Here is a 22,850-nt window from a genome sequence, read left to right as displayed (position 1 = left end):
AATTAGCGAAAAAAATCAGACGAGCGCGCGCATGGCGAGATCGACGATGGAGGTCAGTTGCTGCTCGTCGCGCGGCGTTTTGCCGAGCACGCGCAGCCCTTGCGTGATGCACAACAGGAATTCGCCGACGGATTTTTCGTCGAGCGTGGCGTTAAAGGCGCCGCTTGCCTGCCCGCGGATCACCGCCGCCGATAGCAGCGTGATAGTACGGCGCTGGATGGATTCGATACGCTCGCGCAATGCGATGTCGTCGGCCGACATCTCGAGTGTGGCGTTGGTAATGAAACAGCTGCGTTGCGCATTCAGCGCCGACGCGGCGCGCGCGTGGTGCATCAAGGCGTTGCGCAGCGCTTCTTCGGGCGGCACGTTCGCGCTCAGACGCTCGGCGAGCCGGGCAATCGAGCCGTCCGCGTAATGGTCGAGCGCGGCCAGCAGCAACCCGTGCTTGTCGCCGAACACGCCGTACAGGCTGCCACGCAGCACACCGGTCGCCTTGCAGAGATCGTCGACCGACGTGGCGTGATAACCGTGGTTCCAGAAAACCTCGCTGGCGCAGGCGAGCACCGTCTGCGTATCGAACTCGCGCGGGCGGCCACGGCCGGGTGAGGCAGACGGTTTTCGGGAGATGACGGGCTTACTCATGGCCCGTATATTATGACTGGTTGTTCAATAATTCAAGGGCTCTGGTCGCGGAGCCGGCATGCAGCCATACGCCAGGGGTGCGCGGCGGCGTGCGGATCGCCGCGCGTCGTCCCTACTTCGCACCCCACGTATGCGACGCTTTCGCGAAAAGCGCGTTGATATCGGCGTTGCTGGCCGCGTCGCTGGAATACGTAAACGTGCCGTGCTCCATGATTTCCCCGGCCGCCCGCACCAACGCGCCGAGCGCCGCGCGCGCCAGCGATCCGCCCACACTGATACGCCGCACGCCGAGCGCGGCGAGATCCTCGACGCTCAGTAGCGCGCCCTGCAATCCCATCAGCACATTGACCGGACGGTCGACGGACCGGACGACTTCCGCGATGTCCTCGCGGCTCTTCAGGCCTGGCGCGTACAGCACGTCGGCGCCGGCTTCCTGGTATGCCTGCAGGCGTCGGATCGTATCGGCGAGGTCCGCGTGGCCGACCAGATAGTTCTCGGCGCGGGCGGTCAACGCGAAGGGAAACGACAGCGCGCGTGCCGCTTCGACCGCGGCGCGCACGCGTTCAGTGGCGAAATCGATCGCGTACAGCGGATCGCCGGCGCGGCCCGTTGCGTCTTCGATCGAGCCGCCCACTACGCCCGTTGCCGCCGCCTGGCGAAATCGTTTCAGCGGCCTCCTGCGGCGCGTCGCCGAAGCCGTTCTCGAGATCGGCGCTCACCGGCAGATCGGTCGCCGACGCGATCTCGGCGAGGTGCAGCATCATCTGTTCACGCCCGATCGAGTTGTCCGGCAGACCGCGCGTGAACGCGTAGCCGGCACTGCTCGTCGCGAGCGCCTTGAAGCCCGCGAGCGCGAGCAGCCGGGCGCTGCCGATGTCCCACGGGTTGGGAATGACGAACGTCTCCTTGTTCTCGTGATACGTCCTGAGAAGCTGGGCTTTTTCTGACTGTGATTTCATCGCGGATTCCGTTGAAGTTCGACGGGCGGATTCATGCAACCGTGCATCATGGTCGCCGCATACGGCGCGTGTTCACACGAATCCGGAAAGACGCTGTCGGGCCGGAGGTTCAGCGGCCCGGCGGGCGCGGACGGACCGGAACCGGTCCGGATGTCCGCGCCGCCCTGACGTCCGGTCACTACGCAAACAGGCCTGCAACCCGCACTCAACTTTCGAGCGTCGCGTTCATCGAGACCTTGGCGTTCAGGACCTTCGAGATCGGGCAGCCCTTTTCCGCGTCGCCCGCGGCTTTGTCGAACGCTGCCTTGTCGGCGCCTGGAATCCTGACCTTCACGTCAAGGTGAGATGACGTGATCGCGAAACCGCCGTCCACCTTGTCGAGCGTGACCGTCGCCGTCGTGTCGATGCGTTCGGCCTTGAGATTCGCCTTGCCCAGTTCCGCCGACAGCGCCATCGAGAAGCAGCCCGCATGCGCAGCCGCGATCAGTTCTTCAGGATTGGTGCCGACGCCGTTTTCGAAGCGCGTCGAGAAAGAGTATTGCGTCTCCTTGAGAACCGTACTTTCGGTGGAGATCGAGCCCTTGCCGTCCTGCAGGCCGCCTTGCCAGACTGCTGATGCCTTGCGCTTCATCGCTTCTCTCCAGTAATGCGCTGCCTGCACAGCCGCGATTCCCTTTCCATCCTTCCGCAGCGGTTTCGCCCTGGGGTTCTGCGGATCGGCGGAATGTCATGTGCGCCGTGCGTCGGACAGGCGTGGGCGTAGACCGCTCTTCATGATAGGCGCTTCCCGATGTAAGCGCCGTGACGTGATCCTCTCACCCACAGTGGCGCCGCCATTATTTCAGGATTAGTAACAATGCTTATCCCAATTCGCGCTTTTTCACACGGAGACTGCGGAATAGACTTGATTCAACGGTTCAGGCAGGGCAATTAAGCCACAAAGAACCCATAATCAAACCCTGGAGGTTGTCATGAAATCCCTTCTTTCCGCAGCACTGATTGCATCCGTTCTCGCTGTTCCTGCCGTCTCGTTCGCTCAGCAGTCCAACGCGCCGCTGACCCGCGCACAGGTTCGCGCAGAACTGGTAGCCGCGCAGAAAGCGGGCTTGCTCAACCAGAATGACACGAACTATCCGAAGCTGTATTCGGCCCAGACCGCCACGCCCGCTTCGGTGACGCCGCAACAGAATGAGGCAGTGGGCGGCGTGAAGACTTCGACGTCGCAATCGGGCAGCCGCCCGGAGCTCGAAAACGGCATCTTCGCGACGTATCGCGGTAACTAAACGCGGTAGCTGAGCGAGCGGCTGGCGTAACAGCCAGCAAGCGTCGAGCAGTAAAAGAGACGCCCCGACTGGCCATGCCAGTCGGGGCGTTTTCGCATTCCACATTCCGCATTCCGCGCCGGTTTGTGCGGTAAGGCTTATTCCGCGAACGGCAGGCTCTCCTGCCCCTCTGCACGCATGCCGAACACGTTGAGCGTCATCGCGACCAGTGCGTAATAGCCGAGCAGACCGACGAGATTGATCGTCACCGTGTGTCCAAAGCGCCCGACGGTCTTCGTATAAGTTGCGTCGGATACACGTTTCGTCTCGTACAGTTCGCTGGCGAAATCGAAGATGAGCGCGTCGTCGGTGTTGTCGAACGACGGACGCTGGCCGTTGCGGATCGCTTCGGCGACGGCTTCCGGCACGCCCGCTCCTAGCGCGATCGGATGATGGATGTACCACTCGGCCTGTGCCTGCCAGCGTTGTGCGGTCACCAGGATCGCGAGTTCGGAGAGGCGCAGCGGCAGCCCCGTCTGGTAACGGCAGAACGCGCCCAGCCGTTGCGCATGCTGCGCGAGTTCGGGGCTGTGAATCCAGCCGGGGAACGGTCCGTTCAGATTGCCGCGCGGCCCCGACAGGATTTCGTCGAGCACGGCTTTCTGTTCAGGCGTCGCGCGCGACGGGTCGAAGTCAGGCAGACGGCTGGTCATGGTCGGTTCGTGTCAGGTCGTGATGAAAGTGCGCGGTTATCAGGCATCAGGCGGGCAACGCGGCATCGATTGCATCGGCGAGCCGGCCGACGATGTTGCCGATGTCGCCCTCCGTGCAGATAAACGGCGGCGCGAGCAATACATGATCGCCGTTTTTTCCATCGACCGTGCCGCCCATGGGATACACCATCAAGCCGCGTTGAAACGCTTCGGCCTTGATCCTTGCATGAAGCTTCAGTGTGGCATCGAACGGCGTCTTCGTTTCGCGGTCGCGCACCAGTTCGACGCCGACAAAGAGACCCCGGCCGCGCACGTCGCCGATATGCGGATGCTGCGCGTAGTGCCCGCGCAGCAGCGCGCGCAACTGCTCGCCGCGCGCGCGCACATTGTCGAGCAACGCGTCTTCGGCAATCACGCGCTGCACTTCGAGTGCGGCCGCGCAGGCCGTGGCGTGCCCGATATACGTGTGACCGTGCTGGAAAAATCCCGACCCACCGGTAATCGTCCGATAGATCCGGTCGCTCACGAGCGTCGCGCCGATCGGCTGATAACCGGCGCCGAGACCCTTCGCGATGGTCAGCAGATCGGGCGCGACACCATCTTCGTCGCATGCGTACAGATAGCCGGTGCGCCCCATGCCCGACATGATTTCGTCGAGGATCAGGAGCACGCCGTAGCGGTCGCACACGGCGCGAATCTTGCGAAAGTACTCGCGCACTGGCGGCACCGCGCCGGCCGTCGCGCCCACGACGGTTTCCGCGACAAAGGCCGCGACCGTATCGGGGCCGAGCGTCAGGATCTTCTGTTCAAGCTCGTCGGCAAGACGCTGCGCGAACGCTTCTTCCGTTTCGTCCGCGCGCTGCTCGCGATACGCGTAGCACGGGCTCACGTGATGCGCCTCGATCAGCAATGGCAGAAACGGTTCGCGCCGCCATGCATTGCCGCCGATCGCGAGCGCGCCCAGCGTGTTGCCGTGATAGCTCTGCCGGCGCGCGATGAAATGGCGCCGCTGCAATTCGCCCTTCTCGACGAAGTATTGCCGTGCAAGCTTGAGCGCCGCTTCGATTGCCTCCGAACCGCCCGAGACGAAATACACATGGTCGAGACCTTCCGGCGCGTCGGCCACCAGACGGTCGGCGAGTTCCTCGGCCACACCGGTTGTAAAAAACGAGGTGTGTGCATAAGGCAGTTGCCGCGCCTGCCGGTTCATCGCATCGATCACACGCTGGTTGCTGTGCCCCAGACACGAAACAGCCGCGCCGCCGGAGGCATCGATATAACGCTTGCCGGTCGAATCGATGATTTCAATGCCGTCACCAGCGACGGCTACGGGCAATGCCTTCTTCGGCATCCGGTGAAAGACGGTGGACATGCGATTCCTTTTGACGAGCGGGGAGTTTCAACACGCGATGTGCATTTATACATCATCGCAACATATGTTGTCAAAACGGATGCCGACACATCAAATGAATACCGGACCGAAGCGAATCGCAATCTGGAATCAGGCGACGTAAGCGCCCTTCGCATGCAGCGCGCGCTCGGCCTGTTCGAGCTGCTCGACGGCGCCCGCGCCTTCGAGTGCCAGCAGATGCGCGACCAGCGATTCGGCGATCGCCGTGGCCGCCACCAGCGATGGAAAGAACGACGGGCTCTCATGCGAAAAGATCAGCACCTTGTCGGCGTTCAGCGCGATCGGGGACACCGCGCTGTCGGTGATGGCGATCAGCTTGCTGCCTTTTTCGAGTGCCGCTTCGGCAACGCGCACGGCTTCGACCGAATACGGCGCGAAGCTGATCACGATCGTCGCGCTGTCCCGATCGATACCGCGCAACTGCATTTCGAGTGTGCCCGCTTCACCGGTAAGCAGCGACACCGATGAGCGAAACAGCCGGTAGCCATACACCAGCCCGAACGCGACGGCATAGCACGAGCGAAACCCGCCGACGTGCACGTGCGGCGCGCGCCGCAGCACGCGCGCGGCCTCGACGGTAGTGCGTGCGTTGTGAGCCGCGGTCAGTTCGAGATTGTGTTGCTGCGCGACGAGCAGGTCGTGTGCAAGCGCATCCTTGGCGCTGGCCTTGACGAGCGAACGCGCGCGGCTGGTGAGCGGCTCCGGCCGCGTGCGCACGCGTGCGACGAACAGATCACGTAGTTCGTTCCAGCCGGGAAAGCCGAGTTGCTGTGAAAGACGCACGAGCGACGCCGGTTGCACATGCGCGCGCTCCGCCACCTTGCGCATCGAGGAAACCGCGACTTCGTCGGGATGATCGAGCAGAAATGCCGCGCCCATCTGGAATTGCGGGCTCAGTTCGGAGAAGCGCGCCCGGATCAGGGCGGCGAGCTGGTCGAAACTGTCGGGCATGCGATGTACCGGGAAGGAGGATGACAACAAATGTTACCACCCGGAACATCGCATGCGCCGCGTCGTGCTATAGCAACGCCACCACTCTGACATCGCCCTGTTCCGCCGAAGCCACGACCTTGCCGGCCACGCGCGTGAACGTGATCGTCACCGACGCATCGCCCACGCGCAGGTCTCCCACTTCGAGCCAGTCGATACCATCCGGCAGCATCGGCTGTTCGATCAGGACTTCGCGTTTTTCGGCGTCGATCGTGATGCCGAGACACGCTTCCAGCATCATGAACGGCGACCCCGCGGCCCACGCCTGCGGCAGGCACGCGACCGGATAGGCCGTGGGCGGTTCGCCGCGACGACGCGGGAAGCCGCAGAAGAGTTCGGGCAGGCGCATATCGAAGTTCACCGCCGCCTGGAAGAGCGCCTGCAACAGCCGCACTGCCGCACCCTTCGCGCCGTAACGCGCGAGGCCGCGCGCGCACAACGCGTTGTCGTGCGGCCAGACGGAACCGTTGTGATACGCCATCGGGTTGAAACGGGCCTGGTCGGCGGCGAGCGTGCGCACGCCCCAGCCGGTGTGAAAGAGCGCCGATTCGAGACCGCGTGCCACCGCTTCGCCGCGCTCCTTCCCGGCGAGCCCGAACGCCAGCAGATGCCCGGCGTTCGATGCCATCACGCGACACAGATCGCCATGACCGTCGAGCGCGATACCGTAGAAGCCCATGTCTTCCATCCAGTACTTCTCTTCGACGCATTCGCGAATCGACCACGCGCGCTTTGCGTAGCCTGCGGCCTCGTCAGTCAGGCCGCGCAGTCTGGCGAAATGTGCCATCGTGTCGAACGCGGCGCTCGCGTAGGCCTGTACCTCGACCAGCGCGATCGGGCCGTCGGGGAAGTGTCCGTCAGCGTGAAAAACGGAGTCGTGACTGTCTTTCCAGCCCTGGTTTGCCAGACCGCCATCGGACGCGCGCTGATAGTCGAGCAGGCCATAGCGATTCTTGTCGCACACGCCCGAGACCCACGCCGCGGCGCGCACGAGTGCCGGCCACAGTTCGTCGATCAGGCCGCGATCGTCGGTGCGCGCGACGTAGGCGCCGGCCAGCACGATAAAGAGCGGCGTGGTGTCGACGCCGCCGTAGTAGAGCGCGAACGGCACCTCGCCGGTCGCGGCCATTTCGCCCTTGCGCATCTCGTGCATGATCTTGCCGACTTCGGCATCGCGAAACGCGGAATTTTCGCGTGCCTGATGTTCGGCGAGAAAGCGCAGCACGCCGCGCGCCAGGCCCGGTTGCAGCCACAACGTCTGCAACGACGTGATGACGGCATCGCGGCCAAACGGCGTCGAGAACCACGGAATGCCCGCGTACGGATACGGCCCGGTCGCGAGGTCCGTGGTCAGCAGGCCGAGGTCGGCGAGCGACCGTTCGATCCACGCATTAAAGAGCGGATTGCTGGAGCGCACGCGCGCCGTCACACGGCGCCGCTCGCGCATCACGAGATGGGCGTCGACGAGCGCGGCACGCACAGCCGCGCGTCCCACGCGCGGTCGCGCGGTGTCGATCTGCGACAGGTGCGTTTCGCTCGTGCCATGCGCCGGTTTCGAAATCTGCGCGCTCGCGACGGCCGCACCGTGCGCTTCAACCTTGACCGCAACTGAAAGATAGATCGACACGCACGCCTGCGCCGGCAGTTGCACCGAAAAGTCAGCGCGGTCGGCGAGCAGTTTGATGGGCGTCGGTGAAAACGCGATGCGCACGCGGCGCGCGACGTTGTCGAGCCCGACATAGCCGAGCAGCACCTCGCCGTTCTCGACGCGCGGCGCCTCGATCGTGCCCTGCTTCGGACGCTTGAGGCCGCGCACTTCGAACATGTCGCGGAAATCGCTCGCAAACGAAATGGACAGAGGCACGACGGCATCGCTCGTGCCGTAGTTCGTCAGTTCGATGGCTTCGTTCAGCACGGTGCCGGAAAGCACACGCACGCGCTCGACGTGGATCACGCCTTCGGGTGTGCTCGTGCCGCCGAGCGGCGGCAACGGACGATTCGTCAGATGCGCGGTAAACGCCGTGTTGTCGCTGCTGACGCTGCCCGAGAGCAGCGAAGGCGCACGGCCGCCGAACGTGAGACGCAGCGCCGACAGCACACGCATGTCGTTAACAAAAAGCCCGTCGTCGCGGCCCGTGATATCGCCGAGCGGGTCGTTGACGATAAACGTATCGCCCGATTTCAGCACGTACTGGTTCGCGGCCGCAACCGGGAGGTTTTCCGGCGGAATGAAAACGGCATCCGCATCGGGCGCATTCACGTCCTGCTGGCCCGCATGCGACAGTCCACCGAGTGCTTCTGGATCCTGCATCAACTTTTCTCCTTCCGGTTAGCGTCGTACCGATTGTAGAAGGTCTTCGTGAATCGCACGAATAGAGGACGCTTGCGATATATCAGGATTGAACGGCAGACGGGCGGTTTCGCGGTATACGCGAACGGCGCGCCGCGACGATAGCGATAAACCATCGGTACCCATGCGAAGCATCCGCGCTTCAGCGCGTCGTGCCGACGCCGACGTCGCTGATCATTCCATCGATATAGCGATTGAACGCCGCGGGGTGCGCGAGGTTCATGCCGTGCGAGGCGCCTGCCACCGTTTCGCGACGCGCATCGGGCAGCCATGACGCGAGCGCGTCAACCGTGCGATGAAACATCAGGGGGCTTTTCTCGCCGTCGATCAGCAGCACCGGACAGCGGACACCCGCGGCATCGTCGGGTGTGTAGGCCGGCAGCGGATCCTGGAACTGCGGAGCGAGCGTATGTGCGTTGTCGGTTGCCATGCGGCGAAAACCGGCGGTGCTTTTCGCCCAGAAACCCGGACGGCTCACCGAATCGACGAAGAGTTGCAGCCCGGCTTCCACGTCGCCCGTCTCGATCAGTTGCGCCGCGCGGGCGCGCAGCGCGTTGACGGGTGCCGGCAGCGTCGCGGGCGGTCGCCCGGCGATCTGCAGCGGTCCGCCCGGATCGGCGAGCGTCAGGGTTCGAACGTGCTGCGGATGACGCCGCGCGCAATGAAAGGTCACGCAGCCGCCGCGCGAATGGCCCACGACGTGCGCGGGCCCGGCCCCCAGACGGTCGATGAATTCCGCGACTTCGTCGGCGTGCTGGCTCCAGCTGAACGGCATGCCGGCCGGTGTTTCCGTGGCGGGCCAGTAGTGCGTGAGGCTGACCGCGACGCACCGGTAGCGGGCCGACAGGCCGCTCATCTGCGGTTGCCAGTAACGGTAGTCGCACAGCGAGCCGTGGACGAACAGCAGCAGCTCGCCGTCACCACGCGCCTCGTAAGGCATGCGTAAGCCGTTGCTCAAGGTAACGAGCGGCAGCGATGAAACAGGATCGGGAGAGTTCACAAATGGCAAATGGAAGCGGCGCGCGCGCCGCCTGCAGTCGTACTGCGTGCGCCGCGCGCGCTCAGTCGAAAGCGTGCGAATGCAGCAGTGTAGACGCCGCGCCCGCGCCGCGCACGGCGCACGTCAGTGGCTCGTCGGCGACGCGTACGTCGAGGCCCAGCTGGTTCGCGAGATAACGGTCGAGATTCGCGAGCAGCGACCCGCCACCCGTCAGCACGATGCCGCTGTGGGCGATGTCCGTCACGAGTTCCGGCGGCGCGCATTCAAGCGCCATTTTCACCGCGCCGATCACCTGTGCGAGCGGCGAGACAATCGCATCGGCGATGTCCTGGTTCGTCAGCTGGACGGTACGCGGCAGGCCGTCGTCGAGGCTGCGGCCGGTTGCGTTGATGCGCTCGGTCGGCACGTCGCGGATCGCGGTGCCGATGGTCTTCTTCACGTGCTCCGCGGTCTGGTCGCCGATCACGACGCCGTAGACGCTGCGCACGTAATTGACAATCGCGAGGTCGAACTGGTCGCCGCCAACGCGAATCGAGCCGCTATACGCCATGCCGCCCAGCGCGATCACGCCGACTTCCGTCGTACCGCCGCCAATATCGACAACCATCGAACCGGTCGCTTCCGACACCGGCAACCCCGCGCCGACGGCCGAGGCAAGCGATTCGCCGATCAGGTTCACTTTCCACGCGCCCGCGGCGGTCGCGGCTTCGCGGATCGCGCGACGCTCGACCTGGGTAGCACCTGCCGGCACGCAGATCGTGAACGACGCACGGCGGCCGAAACGCGGCACCGTGCTCGACATGTCGACGAACTGGCGGATCATGTGTTCAGCTGCGGCAAAATTCGCGATCACGCCGTGACGCATCGGGCGTACCGCTTCGAGATTGCCAGGCACCCGGCCGAGCAGCTGCTTGGCTTCCTTGCCCACCGCCGCCACCCGCTCCTGACCGGCCGGCGCGTGCTTCTGGAAGCACACCACGGAAGGCTGGTTGAGCACTACGCCGTCGTCCTGCGTATAGATGAGCGTATTGGCCGTGCCGAGGTCCACAGCCACGTTCGGGCTGAAGAACCGTTTGAAGAAGGATTGTTGCGGCATCGCGCGGGCCATGGGCAGGCTCTACTGGTGTAAGCGGCCGTCCGCTGCCGGAGCGGCCAGATGTCCGTCGGCATTGCGTCGAGCCTTGAGAGGCGGGCCACGATCGCGCGTCAGGTGCTTTTTTCGGGCTATTAACCCATTAACGGCACCCCGCTCAAAAAACTTGAGGGGGCGCGCGATTTTACACAAAATTACACTTGGAATTAAATTATTACCGATTGGGATAATGCCTAAACGCCCACTGTCAGAGTGTTTTTTACGTCGATCATCAGATTTTGCGTGAAATATCGGGTGATATTGCAGTGCGCGACGCGATATAGCCGCCGCCATACGCCCGAAATCCTTTCAAACTGAAACAGGCGCCCTGTTCCGGATGCGCCAGTGTCCGCGCGCGCCACATGGGCTCCCGATTGCAGGTATCCTTTTCACGCCTTTTTCTATTGCTGCTCCGTGCGTCGCATGGAAGCGTTCACTGGACTGGATTGGAGAATCGCTTGAGTCAGCCTCCTGCCCCGCCGGGTTCATCCGGTTCGCCCGGCACTACCGCCGGGCCGGCCGGGCCTCGTCCGTCAGGCCCACCAGGGCAACCCGCCGCGCCCGCGCCGCTTCATGGCGCCCAGCTGGCGCTCGCGACATTTGCCGTCGCACTCGCCACGTTCATGAATGTGCTCGACTCGTCGATCGCCAACGTGGCGATTCCGACCATCTCGGGCAACCTGGGCGTATCCGTCGATGAAGGCACGTGGGTCATTACCGTCTTTGCCGCGGCCAACGCCGTGTCGATTCCGCTGACCGGCTGGCTCACGCAGCGTCTCGGCCAGATCAAGCTGTTCGTGGGCGCGATCCTGATGTTCTCGTTATCGTCGTGGCTATGCGGGATCGCGCCGACGCTGCCCATCCTGCTCTGCGCACGGGTGCTGCAGGGCGCCGTCGCCGGGCCGCTGATTCCGCTCTCGCAGGCGATCCTGCTGAGCTCGTGGCCGAAGGAAAAATCATCGACGGCGCTGTCGCTCTGGGCGATGACCGCGACCGTCGGCCCGATTGCGGGTCCTGCCCTCGGCGGCTGGATCACCGACAGCTATTCGTGGGCGTGGATTTTCTACATCAATATTCCGGTCGGCATTTTCGCGGCGGGCGTGACGTGGATGATCTACCGTCATCGCGAAAGCCCCACCCGCAAGCTGCCGATCGATGTCGTCGGCCTTGGGCTGCTGGTCGCCTGGGTCGCCTCGCTCCAGATCATGCTCGACAAGGGCAAGGATCTGGACTGGTTTTCGTCACCGTTTATCGTCGTGCTCGGCCTTACGGCGGTGATCTGCTTCGCGCTCTTTCTCGTGTGGGAATTGACCGGGGAAAACCCGATCGTGGATCTGCGTCTTTTCAAACAGCGCAATTTTCTCGGCGGGACGATTGCGATTTCGGTCGCCTACGGCGTGTTCTTCGGCAATCTCGTGCTGCTGCCGCAATGGATGCAGGAGTATCTGAACTACCGCTCCGTCGATGCCGGCCTCGTGACCGCGCCGCTCGGCATCTTCGCGGTGATTCTCGCGCCCGTGATGGGGCGGGTGCTGCCACGCTCGGACGCGCGCATTATCGCGACGCTCGCGTTTGTCGGCTTCGCGATCGTCTTTTATATGCGCTCGAAGTATGTGATCGAGATCGACACCTGGCATCTCGTGCTTCCGACGCTGCTGCAGGGCATTCCGATGGCGATGTTCTTCGTGCCGCTCACGGCGATCATCCTCGCCGGGCAGCCGCCCCATAAAATACCGGCGGCCGCAGGGCTGTCGAATTTCGTGCGGGTGTTCTGCGGCGCGGTCGGGACATCGATTGCGACCAACACCTGGAATAACCGCACGGTGCTCCATCACGAACGGCTGACCGAGCGCGCCAGCATCAATAATCCCCTCTTCAACCAGCAGATCGATTCGACGCAGTCGCTGCTGCATCTGAATACGCAATCGGCGCATGCGCTGTTCGATTTTCAGGTGAATACGCAGGCCGCGATGATGGGGCTCAACGACATCTTCTTTATCTCGGCGATCATTTTCATCCTGATCATTCCGCTCATCTGGATCACGCGGCCGGGCAAAGGCGGCGGTGGAGGCGCGTCGGGCGCGCATTGACGCGGCGCTCAAGATCTGTGTGTTTCAGCAGGCCACGGCCATGCGTCATGCGTCACGCGGCGGCGCTCAGCGGAAATACCGCGCGGGCGTTTCACCCAGCGCCTGCCGGAACACCGCGATAAACGACGACACGTCGTTATATCCCACCTCCAGCGCCACCTGTGTGACGCTCGCGCCGTAACCGAGCCGCGCCAGCGCGCAGAGCAGGCGCAACTGCTGGCGCCACTGGCCGAACGTCTGCCCCGTCTCCTTCGAGAAAAGACGCGCCGCCGTGCGCGCGGTCACGCTGGCGGCCTCGGCGAGATCGTCGAGGACGTCGGGGCATGCGGGGTTGGCAAGCAATGCGTCGGCGATATGCTGGGCCCGCAGGTCCCTCGGCCAGTTCAGCGCGAGCGGCACGGGCGCGAGCAGCGGCAACTGGTCGAGAATGACGCTCACGATGCGGGCCTGCGGCCCTTCGGGCGGATAATCGGCGCCGAATGCGCTGGCGGCCGTCAGCAGCGCGTCGGTCAGCGGATCGACGCTCACCACGCAGCAATGTTCAGGAGCCGGCGCCGCATCGCCGTCGACGTACAGCGTGCGCAGCGCGGCGTCCTTCGCGCACGACACGCGATGCAGCACGCCGGCCGGCACCCACACCGCGCACTTCGGCGGCGCGACCCACATGCCGGCTTCCGTGCGCACCGTGAGCACCCGATCACGCGCTCCGACGAGTCGCGCCCGCGCGCCCGTGTGCCAGATGCCCGCGCCGGCCAGACACCGCTCCGCCATCACGAAGACAGCGCCGCCAGAAGGTTCCGGATCGATCACGTCGTTCATGGTTGTCCGTTTTGCCCTGCCGATCGATAAAACGGAGCAAATCTAGCATGTTGAACGAAGGCGCGCAGCATCTGCGCCGGCGCGCCGCCAGCCCCGGGTTACCGCTAGAATCGCGACTTTCAACCGTGCTCACCCATGAACTATTCCGGCATCCTCGACCAGATTCATTGCGATCTCAAGCCCTGGCTGGGAAAGGGGCGCGTCGCCAGTTACATCCCCGAACTGGCGAATATCTCCGCTGAGCGCTTCGGCATGGCGATCGTCCGCACGACCGGCGAAGTGTTTTGCACCGGCGAAGCCGACACGCGCTTTTCGATCCAGAGCATCTCGAAGCTGTTCGCCTGCACGCTGGCGTTCCAGCTGCTCGGCGACGACCTCTGGCAGCGCGTCGGCCGCGAGCCGTCGGGCACGGCGTTCAACTCGCTCGTGCAGCTGGAGGCCGAACAGGGCAAGCCGCGCAACCCGTTTATCAATGCCGGCGCGCTGGTCGTCACCGACGTCCTGTGCCGCCGGTTCGTGAAGGCGGAGACGGCGCTGGTGGAATTCATCCGGCGCCTTTCGGGCGAGCGCGCAATCGGCTACGACGCGGCCGTCGCGCACTCGGAGCTGCAGCACGCCCACCGCAATCGTGCGATGGCGCATTTCATGGCGAGCTTCGGCAATCTGAAGATGCCGCCTGACCTCGTGGTCGACGCATACACCCGTCAGTGCGCGATTTCGATGAGCTGTGTCGAGCTGGCGCGCGCGGCGCTGTTTCTCGCCAACCGCGGCGTGGTGCCTTCGACCGGCGAACACATCGTCGACGCCAGTTCGGCCAAACGGCTCTCCGCCCTGATGCTGACCTGCGGCACCTATGACGCCGCCGGCGATTTCGTCTACCGCGTCGGACTGCCGGCCAAAAGCGGCGTCGGTGGCGGCATCGTCGCGGTGCTGCCCGGTGAAATGGCGGTATGCGTCTGGTCGCCGGGGCTCGACGCGAACGGTAATTCGCTCGCCGGCACGCTCGCACTGGAATGGCTCACCACGTTCACCGAACAGTCCATCTTCTGATTGAACGCCGCGCCAGGTCTGGCTCGCGGCGGATATCCCCTGCTCTTCCCCCCGTATCGCGATCAGGCTGCGCGAGGCGTCATCACATCGTTTTCGTAGCGGTGCACATCGAAGTGTGCGGGAAAAACCGCCTGCGACCGACCAGGCTTTCGTCAATGCGCGCGGCGCCAAGCTCTGGAATGTCTGCCGCAGGTCCGCGCGTCGCTAAGTGCGCCTGGCTGGCAAAGGAAGCACAAGGGTGGAGCGGGCGCCATCGGGCCGCCGGAACGTTTTTGCAGCGAGAGATTACCCACGGCGTGGCATTCACTGTGAACCCACGCCTAAAGACTTACGCTCCCTTACTGCCCTAACGGCCGCTGCACGGAGAGCTTCGTCGTAACCGACGTCACGCCTGCAACGCCCCGCGCAATGCCAGTAATTTTTTCGATCTGCGTGGCATCCGTCACCGTGCCGTTGATGGTCACGGCGCCGTTCTTCGCCTTGACGCTGATACTGCCCGCGTCGATCTCCTGGTGCTTCGCGAAGGCCGCATAAATTTGCTTCTGAAGCACACGATTCGCCCGCCGCTCCGCCTTGGCGTTCGAGGCACCAGACGCCGCAGCGCCAGACGCGGCCGAGACAGTATCGCTTGATTGCGACCATGCTGGCGTTACGCCACCCGCACAAACCGCGGCGATCAATGCGCTGATTCCCAATTTGCATGTGGTCATCTTCATCGTGCTACTCCTTTTCTTGTCGTCATGGTGTCAGAAATTGTGGTGAGTGCCGATCATCGCAGCCGTGCCCGACATCTCCGGCGCGACCGGCTGGCGGTATGCAATCGTCGTGGTCATGGTGCCTTTGTCGTCGACATGTCTGAACTGCGCGTAAAGCGTCGTCCGTTTCGACGCGCTGTAGTCTGCGTCAACGGCAACTCCTTCCGGATGGCTGGTGGAGTTGTTACGGTCTTTCAGGCAGTAGTAGCCGGAACTAACCCGGGCAGCGCGACAACTGTCTCTTCCGGGGCGGTACGTCGGCTCGGCAGGTCAAAGGTCGTACCGAAGAAATCGCAGCATTGCATGCTCCGGTAACGGCCGTCGATGTGCGGAATCTCCAGCAGGTGAGGCTCGCGCGTGCGATCGATCCACGCGTTCGAATAGAGCGTATCGGTCTGCGGCGCACCGACCACGGCAAGCGTGATGAAGTGATCCCGAAACGCCCTGACACCCCAGCGGTGATGCTCGCCGGTTACCGGATCTCCGATCGCCATGCGCCTGTAGCTCAATCGGGTCAGGCAGATCGTGGGGAAGCCATACAAGTACGCGCGATACCCGAACTGATATGCATCCGCAACTGGCTGGCCCGCGTTGCCACGCATTGCACAGGCGACCAGGATGCTGTTCATGCCTGTCGCCGGAAGGGCTTGCAGAACGGAACGGCGGGTAACAGGCTGGATCATGTGATAGCTGTTTCCTTGCTGGGGCATCCGGGCGAGCTACCCAGCGCCACACCTGATTAATGTAATGCATTATATTAATTCTATGCGACACGTCCCAATCGGCGTATTCCCTGGAGACACGGAGAGGTGTTGGCGTTCAGGTAGCATTGACAACCTACATCAATCTGACTATGGAGTTGCGGCATGCCATCGAGTGCAGCCCCCCCGGTCAAGCGGAATGCCGGGAGACCCCGTGCAGGCGCCGCGGACCCGGTGCATGCCCCAGACGCCCTGCCTTCGACAGTGGCCCTGCTAATCGAGATCGCGGAGCGGCTCTTTGCTGAAAACGGCGTGGAAGCGGTATCCCTGAGTCGCATCGTCAACGAGGGTGGTCAGCGGAACCCGTCGGCGCTGCACTATCACTTCGGCTCGCGCGCCGGGCTCGTATCGCAGTTGCTTCATATGCGCCTTCGGCACATCAACGCCGTTCGACAACAGTACCTCGACCGTCTCGAGCAGAAGGGTCAAGCTGGAGATGTGCGTGCCATCGTTCTCGCAACAGTACGACCGTTATTCGATGTTGTTCGGAAAGAGGCGTGGGGAATTTACTATGTCCAGGTTCTGGCGCAAACGAATCTAAGCCCTGCGCTAAGGGGATTTGAAGCCACCGACCCGAATGTCAGGGACGCGCTCACCCGTGCGTTCGATCTGATCGACAAGGCATTGCCCGGTATCCCGGCGGCAACGATCCGGAGGCGATTCGCCTTCCTGACGGACACGGTGATCTTTTCCGTCGCTCGTGTCCTGCGCGAAACCGGGAGGGAAGGCGCCACGACGACCCTGCTCAATCAACTAGTCGACTTCGGCACGGCTGGACTTGCAGGCGGTGTTGCCAGAAGCGTGAACCGTTGAGCCGGTTCGCCGCCGCACGGCGACGACCCTGGCAGTTCCCACCGCTGTCTGACGCGAAGCGAGCGTTCAATTGTCCGGCAGTGTGCTCACACGAGCGGCGAGGAGTTGCGGTCCTGTAGCTGCGGCACAACCTCTGAATACATAACGAAATACCTGTTCAACTAAAATGACGAAGCGGCATAATCGTGGACGAGACAGCGGCTGGCTTGGCAAAGATTGTCTGGCATTGATACCTCTGTCCAGACGCAGCGTGCGAACCGCCGGGAGAGTCCCGGCCGGAATCCGGATCGAGCGTGCCAGCCCAATTAAAAAATCCCACCGGAATCCGGAGTCCCCATGTATTCGTCTGGACCAGAAAAACTATCGGCGACCACACGCCACGACAACGATTTTGAGGTCGTTCGACGACTGCTTGACGAGCGGTATAGCTGTCGCGCATTCCGGCCGGGGCCTGTTCCCCGGGACGCCATCGAGAAAATTCTCGTCACGGCCCAACGGACGGCCTCGTGGTGCAACAGTCAGTCATGGCATGTCACGATCACGGAGGGCGAAGGTACTGAGCGACTCATGCGCACACTCTACGAACATGCGTCAAACGAAGCACCTCAGGAACCCGACTTTGCATTCCCCCGCGAGTACAAGGGGGTCTATCTGGACCGTCGGCGCGAGACCGGATTCCAGCTCTACAGCGCGTTGGGAATTGGACGTGGCGATAAGGCCGCCTATAGCCAGCAGGCGCTCGAGAACTTTCGGTGTTTCGGCGCTCCGCATGTGGCCATTATCACCACGGACGAGGCACTCGGCATCTATGGGGCAATCGACTGTGGATGTTACGTCAGCAACTTTCTGCTTGCCGCGCACGCGAGCGGCGTCGCAACGGTTCCTCAAGCGGCGCTGTCATCGTACGCGAAGGTCGTCAGGCGCGAATTGAACCTGGGCGCGGACCGGCGGATGGTGTGTGCGATATCCTTCGGCTATGCAGACGAAGGACATCCTGCCAATTCGTATCGAACGAATCGCGCCCCGCTCGAAGAAGCCGTCCAGTGGATTTCCGCCTAGAAGATGGCTGCATCAACTCCCCGCCAGCATTGCGCGCAAACCCACAAGATCGGCTACCGTTCCGCGAGCCCCTGGCCACGCATCGCCAACGGGCGCCCGTACGACGCCCGGGCAGCGATGCGCCGCAGCCATCACGCTCAGCCTTGCATGACCTCGCAATAACGCGCGACATGGTAGTCGCTGTCGCCGAATAACGGATCGAACATCGTGAGGCGCTTCAGATAGTCGCCGACTTCCAGTTCGTCGGTCATACCCATTCCCCCATGCAGTTGCACTGCCTGCTGGCCGACAAAACGCCCCGCTTTTGCGACCGTGACCTTGGCGGCAGACAGCATGCGGCGGCGCTGGGCCGGATCCGCTTCGTCGAGCGCCTGAGCCGCAACATAGGCCATCGACAGCGCCAGCTCCTTCTGCACGAGCATGTCGGCCATGCGATGCTGCAAAGCCTGAAAAGCACCCAGCGGCTGGCCGAACTGACGACGGTTACGCAAATATTCCACTGTGATCTCGATCAGCTTCTCCATCGCGCCGGCAGCCTCTGCGCAGATTGCAGCAATGCCGTGATCGAGCCCATGCGTGAGCGCGTTCAGCCCGTCTTGCGGCCGACCTACGACCGCATCTTCTTCAACCATAGCGGATTCCAGCGTCAGGTCAGCGGCACGCAGTCCATCCATGGTGGGGTAATCGGTGACGGTGAGGCCTGGCGTGGTGCGCGGCACGATGAAGAGTCCGATCTCGTTGCTGTCGTCGAGTTTCGCCGTGACCAACATCGCATCGGCTGTTTCGCCGTGCCAGACGAGTGACTTGACACCGTCGAGCACGTAGCCGTCCCGAGTTCGATGTGCGACCGTGCTCACGGCTTCCGGCCGGTAACGTGTGCCCGGTTCGAGCCACGCAGTCGTCACGATACGTTTACCGCTGGCGATCGCTGCCAGCCACGCATCTTTCTGCGCCGCGCTGCCAAATGCATTCAGCACTTCCGCCGCGACGACGCCGCCCGGAACGACCGGTTCGACCACCAGCGCCCGACCCAGTTCACGCAGCACCACGACCCTGCTCGCGGGGCCCTGGCCAAAGCCACCGTACTCCTCCGGCACAGTGAGGCCGATGACACCCATGTCCGCCAGCAACGACCAGATCCGCGGGTCGAAGCTCGCTGCTTCGCGCGCACGCCTGCGCCGCTTTTCAAACGTGTATTCGGTCTCAACAAAACGGCGCAGACTGTCCGCGAGCATCTGCTGCTCTTCGCTGTAAGTGAAATCCATGGTTCTTTCCTAAAGGCCGAGAATCATCCTGGAGATGATGTTTTTCTGCACTTCGGTCGCCCCCCCATAGATCGACGTCTTGCGCATGTCGAAATACGTGGAAACAGCAGGCGCGGCCCATGCCGGCCCGTTGACAGGCTGTTCGGCGCCGGCCTCGAGCCATTGCGGCGAATAAGGCCACGCATGCGGTCCGGCAACCTCCAGCTGCAACATCGCGATGTCCTGCTGAAGTTCCGAGCCGCGGATCTTTACGATCGACGCCTCCGGACCCGGCGCTTTCCAGGCATCCGCCGTCGCCACGCGCAGCAGCAGCATCTCCAGCGCCATCACATCCATTTCGATACGCGCGATCTTGTCGCGCATGCGTACGTCGTCGAGCATGGTGCCGCCCGCGCCGTCGGGGGACTGCGCAGCGTAGCGCTTCAAAAGACGCAGCTCGCGATAGCAGTGGCCGATTCCGGCAATGCCCGTGCGCTCGTGCCCAAGCAGATACTTCGCGTAAGTCCAGCCGCGATTTTCCTCACCCACCAGATTCTCGACCGGCACCTCAACTTCCTCGAACCACGTTTCGTTGACGTCGTGTCCGCCGTCGAGCGTCACGATCGGGCGCACACTGACGCCGGGCGATTTCATGTCGATCAGCAGCAGCGAAATGCCTTCCTGCGGCTTCGCTTCGGGATTCGTGCGCACGAGGCAGAAAATCCAGTCGGCGAAGTGCGCCATCGTGGTCCAGGTCTTCTGGCCGTTCACGATATAGCGGTCGCCTTTCCTGATCGCGCTTGTCCTGAGCGAAGCGAGATCGGAGCCGGAGCCGGGCTCGGAATAGCCCTGGCACCAGAAATCGTCTACCGCCAGAATCCGCGGTAAAAAGCGCGCCTGAATCTCGGGGCTGGCGTACTTGATCAACACAGGCCCGATCATGTTGACACCAAACGGCAGAAACCATGGTGCGCCCGCACGTCCAGTCTCGATATCGAAGATGAGCCGTTGCATTGTGTTCCAGCCGGTGCCGCCGAACTCCTTCGGCCAGCCCGGCGCGCCCCATCCGTGCGCGTGCAGGATGCGATGCCAGCGCACATAGTCGTCTTTCTCCATGCGCTGGTGGCCTAGCACTTTGTCGCGGATGTCAGCCGGAAGTTGGGCTTGCAAAAAGGCCCTGACTTCTTCACGGAAGGCCTGTTCCGTTGCGGTAGGGCGTAAGTCCATCTGCCTGTCCTCTTTCCTGAAATCTGTTCACAAGTGTTGTCGACGTTCGCAGGAGCGCCCTTCACCTGTTTCCTCACTGCTCAACGTTGAACTGCCGTGTCCCCGCAAGAGCGGTCGCCTTCAACGAATGACGTCTACGCTGCGGTCCACTGGAAGCGCGCGGGCAGCTTTTCCTTGAAACGTTGTACGGCATCCTGATGCGCTTGCGTGGTGCACGCGATACCCTGCGCCGTCGACTCCATTTCCAGCATCGTTCGTAAATCGCTGCCTAGCGACATGTTCAAGGCCCGTTTCGAGAGCCCGAACGCGATAGAAGAAGCCCCGCTGAGACTTTGCGCGATCTGCTCTGCCCGGTGGTACAGCTTGTCGGGGGAATGGATTTCAAATACGGCGCCCATTCGTTGCGCTTCGTCGGCGCCGATTTCACGCGCGGTGAAAACCAGATCTTTCGCCCGCGAAAGGCCCATCACGCGCGGCAGCGTATAAAACGCGCCGCAGTCCGGCACGAGACCGACCTTGAGGAACGGCAGACAGAACCGCGCGCGCGGCGTGGCGATCACAAAGTCAGCTGTCAGGGCCAGGCTGAAACCCGCGCCATACGCGACCCCGTCTACCGCCGCGATCACCGGCCGGTCCAGATCTATCAGAGCGCTCACAAACGGATGCAGATCGTCGATACGGTTGCGCCCGTCTTCCGCGCTTCGCGGCGACATGCCGCGTACGTCACCGCCGGAGCAGAAGTCGCCGCCAGCTCCGCGCAAAATAACTGCGTGAATTTCACGGTCGCGCCGGATCCGTCGGACTGCATCATCGAGCCCGTCGCGCATGGGCAGATCCAGCGCGTTCTTTTGCTCGGGACGGTTCAGTGTCAGCGTGGCGACGCCGTCTTTTACATCAAACAGCAACTGATCATGTGTCATGCGGCAGACTCCAGCGGCGTGTGCCTGATTTCACGGGACATAGGTCTCTCCCCCGGCAGCGAGCCGGTTCATTGAAGGCAGGTAGTAGATATCCGGGGAATCCGGGATGCCATTAAAGCGGCCAACCACTCGCTATACGCTTCGCTTCAGGGGTTGCGCCGTATCGGAGCTGCTCTCTTCATATGCGGCGGGGCTCTGCGCGTTGGCATTCTCGCGAAGCATGCGTCGCAGTTGCAACCGCCGCGCCGATGCCTCTGGATTCATCAGCCAGATACCGAGTAGTCCTGCTGGAATCAGCAGCCCACCAAGGACGGCAAAGCCATTCTCGAATCCCACGGCAGATCCATGCGCCACGCTGACGAAATGGCCCATCATGGGCGGGGCGAGTACTCCGGCGAACGTGCCGAGCGCCGTGACGACGGATAGCCATGCGCCTCGCTGCCGTGTCGCCACCACTTCGCCGATCATCATCGGCGAGAGGGTCATGCCGCACTGGCTCAGTACGCTCGCGATGGTGTAGCACACGAGTTTTGCACTCGCGCTAATGTCAGCTGTCGTGCACAACATGAAGATGCCTGCCAGGGCAACGGGCACACTGGCCATGACACCACGCGACAGATGCGACGAAGCACCTCTGTCTTTCAGCACGCGCGAAATCCACGCGACCGTCAGCATGGCCGGTATCGACAGGCCCGCCATAAGCGAAAACAGCCAGCCTGTTTCGCTCGCCGGGTAGCCAAGTCCCGTGCGCAGGTACGCAGGAAACCACGTGAAGTTGACGGAGACGACGGCGTATCCGACAAATGTCAGAATGATGCCGCCCACCAGCGTCCTGTCGGTCGCGATCTGCCTGACGATGAAGCCCACGCTTTCTGCAGGGGCGTCCGTTAGGGCCCCGCCCGCCTTCCGCTCGCTGGCAGGAGGCGTTTCATCGACGGTGCCCTCCTCTCCGACGACCAGCCACAATGCCGTCCAAAGACATCCGACAACACCGAGGGCAAGGAATGCGGCATGCCAGTTGTAGCGCGTGATCAGGAAAGTCAGACACGGACCTGCCAGCAGCAGCCCCACACTCGCGCCTTGCTGAACGATGACAGTCGGAAAGTTACGCTTCGTGTTATCGAACCATTTATAACTGGCGTGGGCGGCGAGCGCATAGGCGGGGCCTTCGCCCGCTCCGAGCAGCACACGGCACGCTATCAGCATGGGATAGGTCACCGCCCCGACGAGCGGAAACTGCGCGATTGCCCATACGATCGACAGCAGCGCCAGTAGCCACCGGGTTTTGATACGTGTGGACGCGAGCCCGAAGAGCAGTCCGGAAACAGTGAACAGCAGGAAGAAACTGCCCCCGACAAACCCGAACTGCTGATGCGATAGCCCGAGATCGCGCATGATGGGCACGGCGGCAAGCCCAATGACGGCCTTGTCCGCGAAATTGATCACCATGAAAAGGAACAGCATGGCGACCACGATCCAGGCACGCAATCGACTGGTTTTCTGAAACATGTCTCCTCCTTGGATCGCTTCGGACCGGCGTCCAGACAATGCCAAACCTCGGTCCCGACAGGCAATTAGATTTGTAGTAGCAAAACGGTACGCACATCGGAGCTTTTTTCGGCCTTTGCTGCGAGGACACGAAACGCCGCAGCA

20 protein-coding genes and 1 pseudogene are annotated in these 22,850 nt (G+C 62.9%); 5 read left to right on the top strand and 16 right to left on the bottom strand.

The features are described from left to right. Positions 1–15: 15 nt before the first annotated feature. The 3 genes and pseudogenes from LPA34_RS23045 to LPA34_RS23035 all read right to left on the bottom strand — a co-directional run bounded on the left by LPA34_RS23045 (position 16) and on the right by LPA34_RS23035 (position 2,232). On the bottom strand, positions 16–642 hold the full coding sequence (locus tag LPA34_RS23045) for a TetR/AcrR family transcriptional regulator (RefSeq protein ID WP_228982600.1): 627 nt from the start codon (positions 640–642) through the stop codon (positions 16–18). Between the two features lie 112 nt (positions 643–754). After that, positions 755–1,601, bottom strand: a pseudogene (locus LPA34_RS23040) (isocitrate lyase/PEP mutase family protein). A gap of 205 nt (positions 1,602–1,806) precedes the next feature. After that, entirely contained in the window at positions 1,807–2,232 is a 426-nt protein-coding gene (locus LPA34_RS23035) for an OsmC family protein (RefSeq protein WP_228982598.1), read from the bottom strand. A 340-nt stretch (positions 2,233–2,572) separates the two neighbouring features. On the opposite strand from LPA34_RS23035, the gene LPA34_RS23030 reads away from it, so the two are divergent. Beyond that, positions 2,573–2,884 carry a DUF4148 domain-containing protein gene (locus LPA34_RS23030; RefSeq protein ID WP_228982597.1) on the top strand — a complete coding sequence of 104 codons (312 nt, stop codon included), beginning with the start codon at positions 2,573–2,575 and terminating at the stop codon, positions 2,882–2,884. A 137-nt stretch (positions 2,885–3,021) separates the two neighbouring features. On the opposite strand, the gene LPA34_RS23025 is transcribed toward LPA34_RS23030, so the two are convergent. The 6 genes from LPA34_RS23025 to mreB form a co-directional block, all read right to left on the bottom strand. Next, the gene (locus tag LPA34_RS23025) at positions 3,022–3,576 is read right to left on the bottom strand and encodes a carboxymuconolactone decarboxylase family protein (protein ID WP_228982596.1); all 555 of its coding nucleotides are present in this window, start codon (positions 3,574–3,576) and stop codon (positions 3,022–3,024) included. A gap of 46 nt (positions 3,577–3,622) precedes the next feature. Further along, a complete protein-coding gene (locus LPA34_RS23020; protein WP_228982595.1) occupies positions 3,623–4,948 on the bottom strand; it encodes an aspartate aminotransferase family protein in 1,326 nt (441 codons plus the stop codon). A gap of 129 nt (positions 4,949–5,077) precedes the next feature. Continuing rightward, positions 5,078–5,938, bottom strand: coding sequence for a MurR/RpiR family transcriptional regulator (locus tag LPA34_RS23015; RefSeq protein WP_228982594.1), 861 nt, complete (start codon positions 5,936–5,938; stop codon positions 5,078–5,080). A 67-nt stretch (positions 5,939–6,005) separates the two neighbouring features. Next, positions 6,006–8,288 carry an amylo-alpha-1,6-glucosidase gene (locus LPA34_RS23010; RefSeq protein WP_228982592.1) on the bottom strand — a complete coding sequence of 761 codons (2,283 nt, stop codon included), beginning with the start codon at positions 8,286–8,288 and terminating at the stop codon, positions 6,006–6,008. 181 nt (positions 8,289–8,469) lie between these two features. After that, complete coding sequence (locus LPA34_RS23005) at positions 8,470–9,267, bottom strand: alpha/beta fold hydrolase (protein ID WP_228982591.1); 798 nt, start codon at positions 9,265–9,267, stop codon at positions 8,470–8,472. A gap of 121 nt (positions 9,268–9,388) precedes the next feature. Continuing rightward, positions 9,389–10,435, bottom strand: a complete 1,047-nt coding sequence (gene mreB, locus LPA34_RS23000) for a rod shape-determining protein (protein ID WP_228982589.1) — start codon at positions 10,433–10,435, stop codon at positions 9,389–9,391. Between the two features lie 482 nt (positions 10,436–10,917). Between mreB and LPA34_RS22995 the strand changes: the two genes are divergently transcribed. Continuing rightward, positions 10,918–12,549 carry a DHA2 family efflux MFS transporter permease subunit gene (locus LPA34_RS22995; RefSeq protein ID WP_458796461.1) on the top strand — a complete coding sequence of 544 codons (1,632 nt, stop codon included), beginning with the start codon at positions 10,918–10,920 and terminating at the stop codon, positions 12,547–12,549. Positions 12,550–12,615: 66 nt separating this feature from the next. On the opposite strand, the gene LPA34_RS22990 is transcribed toward LPA34_RS22995, so the two are convergent. Then, a complete protein-coding gene (locus LPA34_RS22990; protein WP_228982587.1) occupies positions 12,616–13,368 on the bottom strand; it encodes an AraC family transcriptional regulator in 753 nt (250 codons plus the stop codon). 135 nt (positions 13,369–13,503) lie between these two features. Between LPA34_RS22990 and LPA34_RS22985 the strand changes: the two genes are divergently transcribed. Next, entirely contained in the window at positions 13,504–14,418 is a 915-nt protein-coding gene (locus tag LPA34_RS22985; RefSeq protein ID WP_228982583.1) for a glutaminase, read from the top strand. A gap of 338 nt (positions 14,419–14,756) precedes the next feature. On the opposite strand, the gene LPA34_RS22980 is transcribed toward LPA34_RS22985, so the two are convergent. Continuing rightward, positions 14,757–15,134, bottom strand: a complete 378-nt coding sequence (locus LPA34_RS22980) for a BON domain-containing protein (RefSeq protein WP_324251778.1) — start codon at positions 15,132–15,134, stop codon at positions 14,757–14,759. 233 nt (positions 15,135–15,367) lie between these two features. After that, complete coding sequence (locus LPA34_RS22975; RefSeq protein ID WP_228982582.1) at positions 15,368–15,802, bottom strand: DUF1254 domain-containing protein; 435 nt, start codon at positions 15,800–15,802, stop codon at positions 15,368–15,370. A 336-nt stretch (positions 15,803–16,138) separates the two neighbouring features. On the opposite strand from LPA34_RS22975, the gene LPA34_RS22970 reads away from it, so the two are divergent. Further along, the gene (locus LPA34_RS22970) at positions 16,139–16,747 is read left to right on the top strand and encodes a TetR/AcrR family transcriptional regulator (RefSeq protein WP_228982581.1); all 609 of its coding nucleotides are present in this window, start codon (positions 16,139–16,141) and stop codon (positions 16,745–16,747) included. 336 nt (positions 16,748–17,083) lie between these two features. Further along, the gene (locus LPA34_RS22965; RefSeq protein WP_228982580.1) at positions 17,084–17,806 is read left to right on the top strand and encodes a nitroreductase; all 723 of its coding nucleotides are present in this window, start codon (positions 17,084–17,086) and stop codon (positions 17,804–17,806) included. Between the two features lie 137 nt (positions 17,807–17,943). Here the strand turns inward: LPA34_RS22965 and LPA34_RS22960 are convergent, their stop codons facing one another. From LPA34_RS22960 to LPA34_RS22945, 4 genes are all read right to left on the bottom strand, one after another. Next, complete coding sequence (locus LPA34_RS22960; protein ID WP_228982579.1) at positions 17,944–19,071, bottom strand: acyl-CoA dehydrogenase family protein; 1,128 nt, start codon at positions 19,069–19,071, stop codon at positions 17,944–17,946. Between the two features lie 9 nt (positions 19,072–19,080). Then, on the bottom strand, positions 19,081–20,277 hold the full coding sequence (locus tag LPA34_RS22955) for an acyl-CoA dehydrogenase family protein (RefSeq protein ID WP_228982578.1): 1,197 nt from the start codon (positions 20,275–20,277) through the stop codon (positions 19,081–19,083). Positions 20,278–20,411: 134 nt separating this feature from the next. Then, complete coding sequence (locus LPA34_RS22950) at positions 20,412–21,197, bottom strand: enoyl-CoA hydratase/isomerase family protein (protein ID WP_228982577.1); 786 nt, start codon at positions 21,195–21,197, stop codon at positions 20,412–20,414. 132 nt (positions 21,198–21,329) lie between these two features. After that, positions 21,330–22,751, bottom strand: a complete 1,422-nt coding sequence (locus LPA34_RS22945; protein WP_228982575.1) for an MFS transporter — start codon at positions 22,749–22,751, stop codon at positions 21,330–21,332. Between the last annotated feature and the right edge of the window lie 99 nt (positions 22,752–22,850).

Origin of the sequence: Paraburkholderia gardini, from assembly GCF_907164575.1 — a bacterium.
GTDB lineage: Bacteria > Pseudomonadota > Gammaproteobacteria > Burkholderiales > Burkholderiaceae > Paraburkholderia > Paraburkholderia gardini.
The sequence above is the reverse complement of the archived record's forward strand: the minus strand, read 5'-3'. Positions and strand labels throughout refer to the sequence as shown.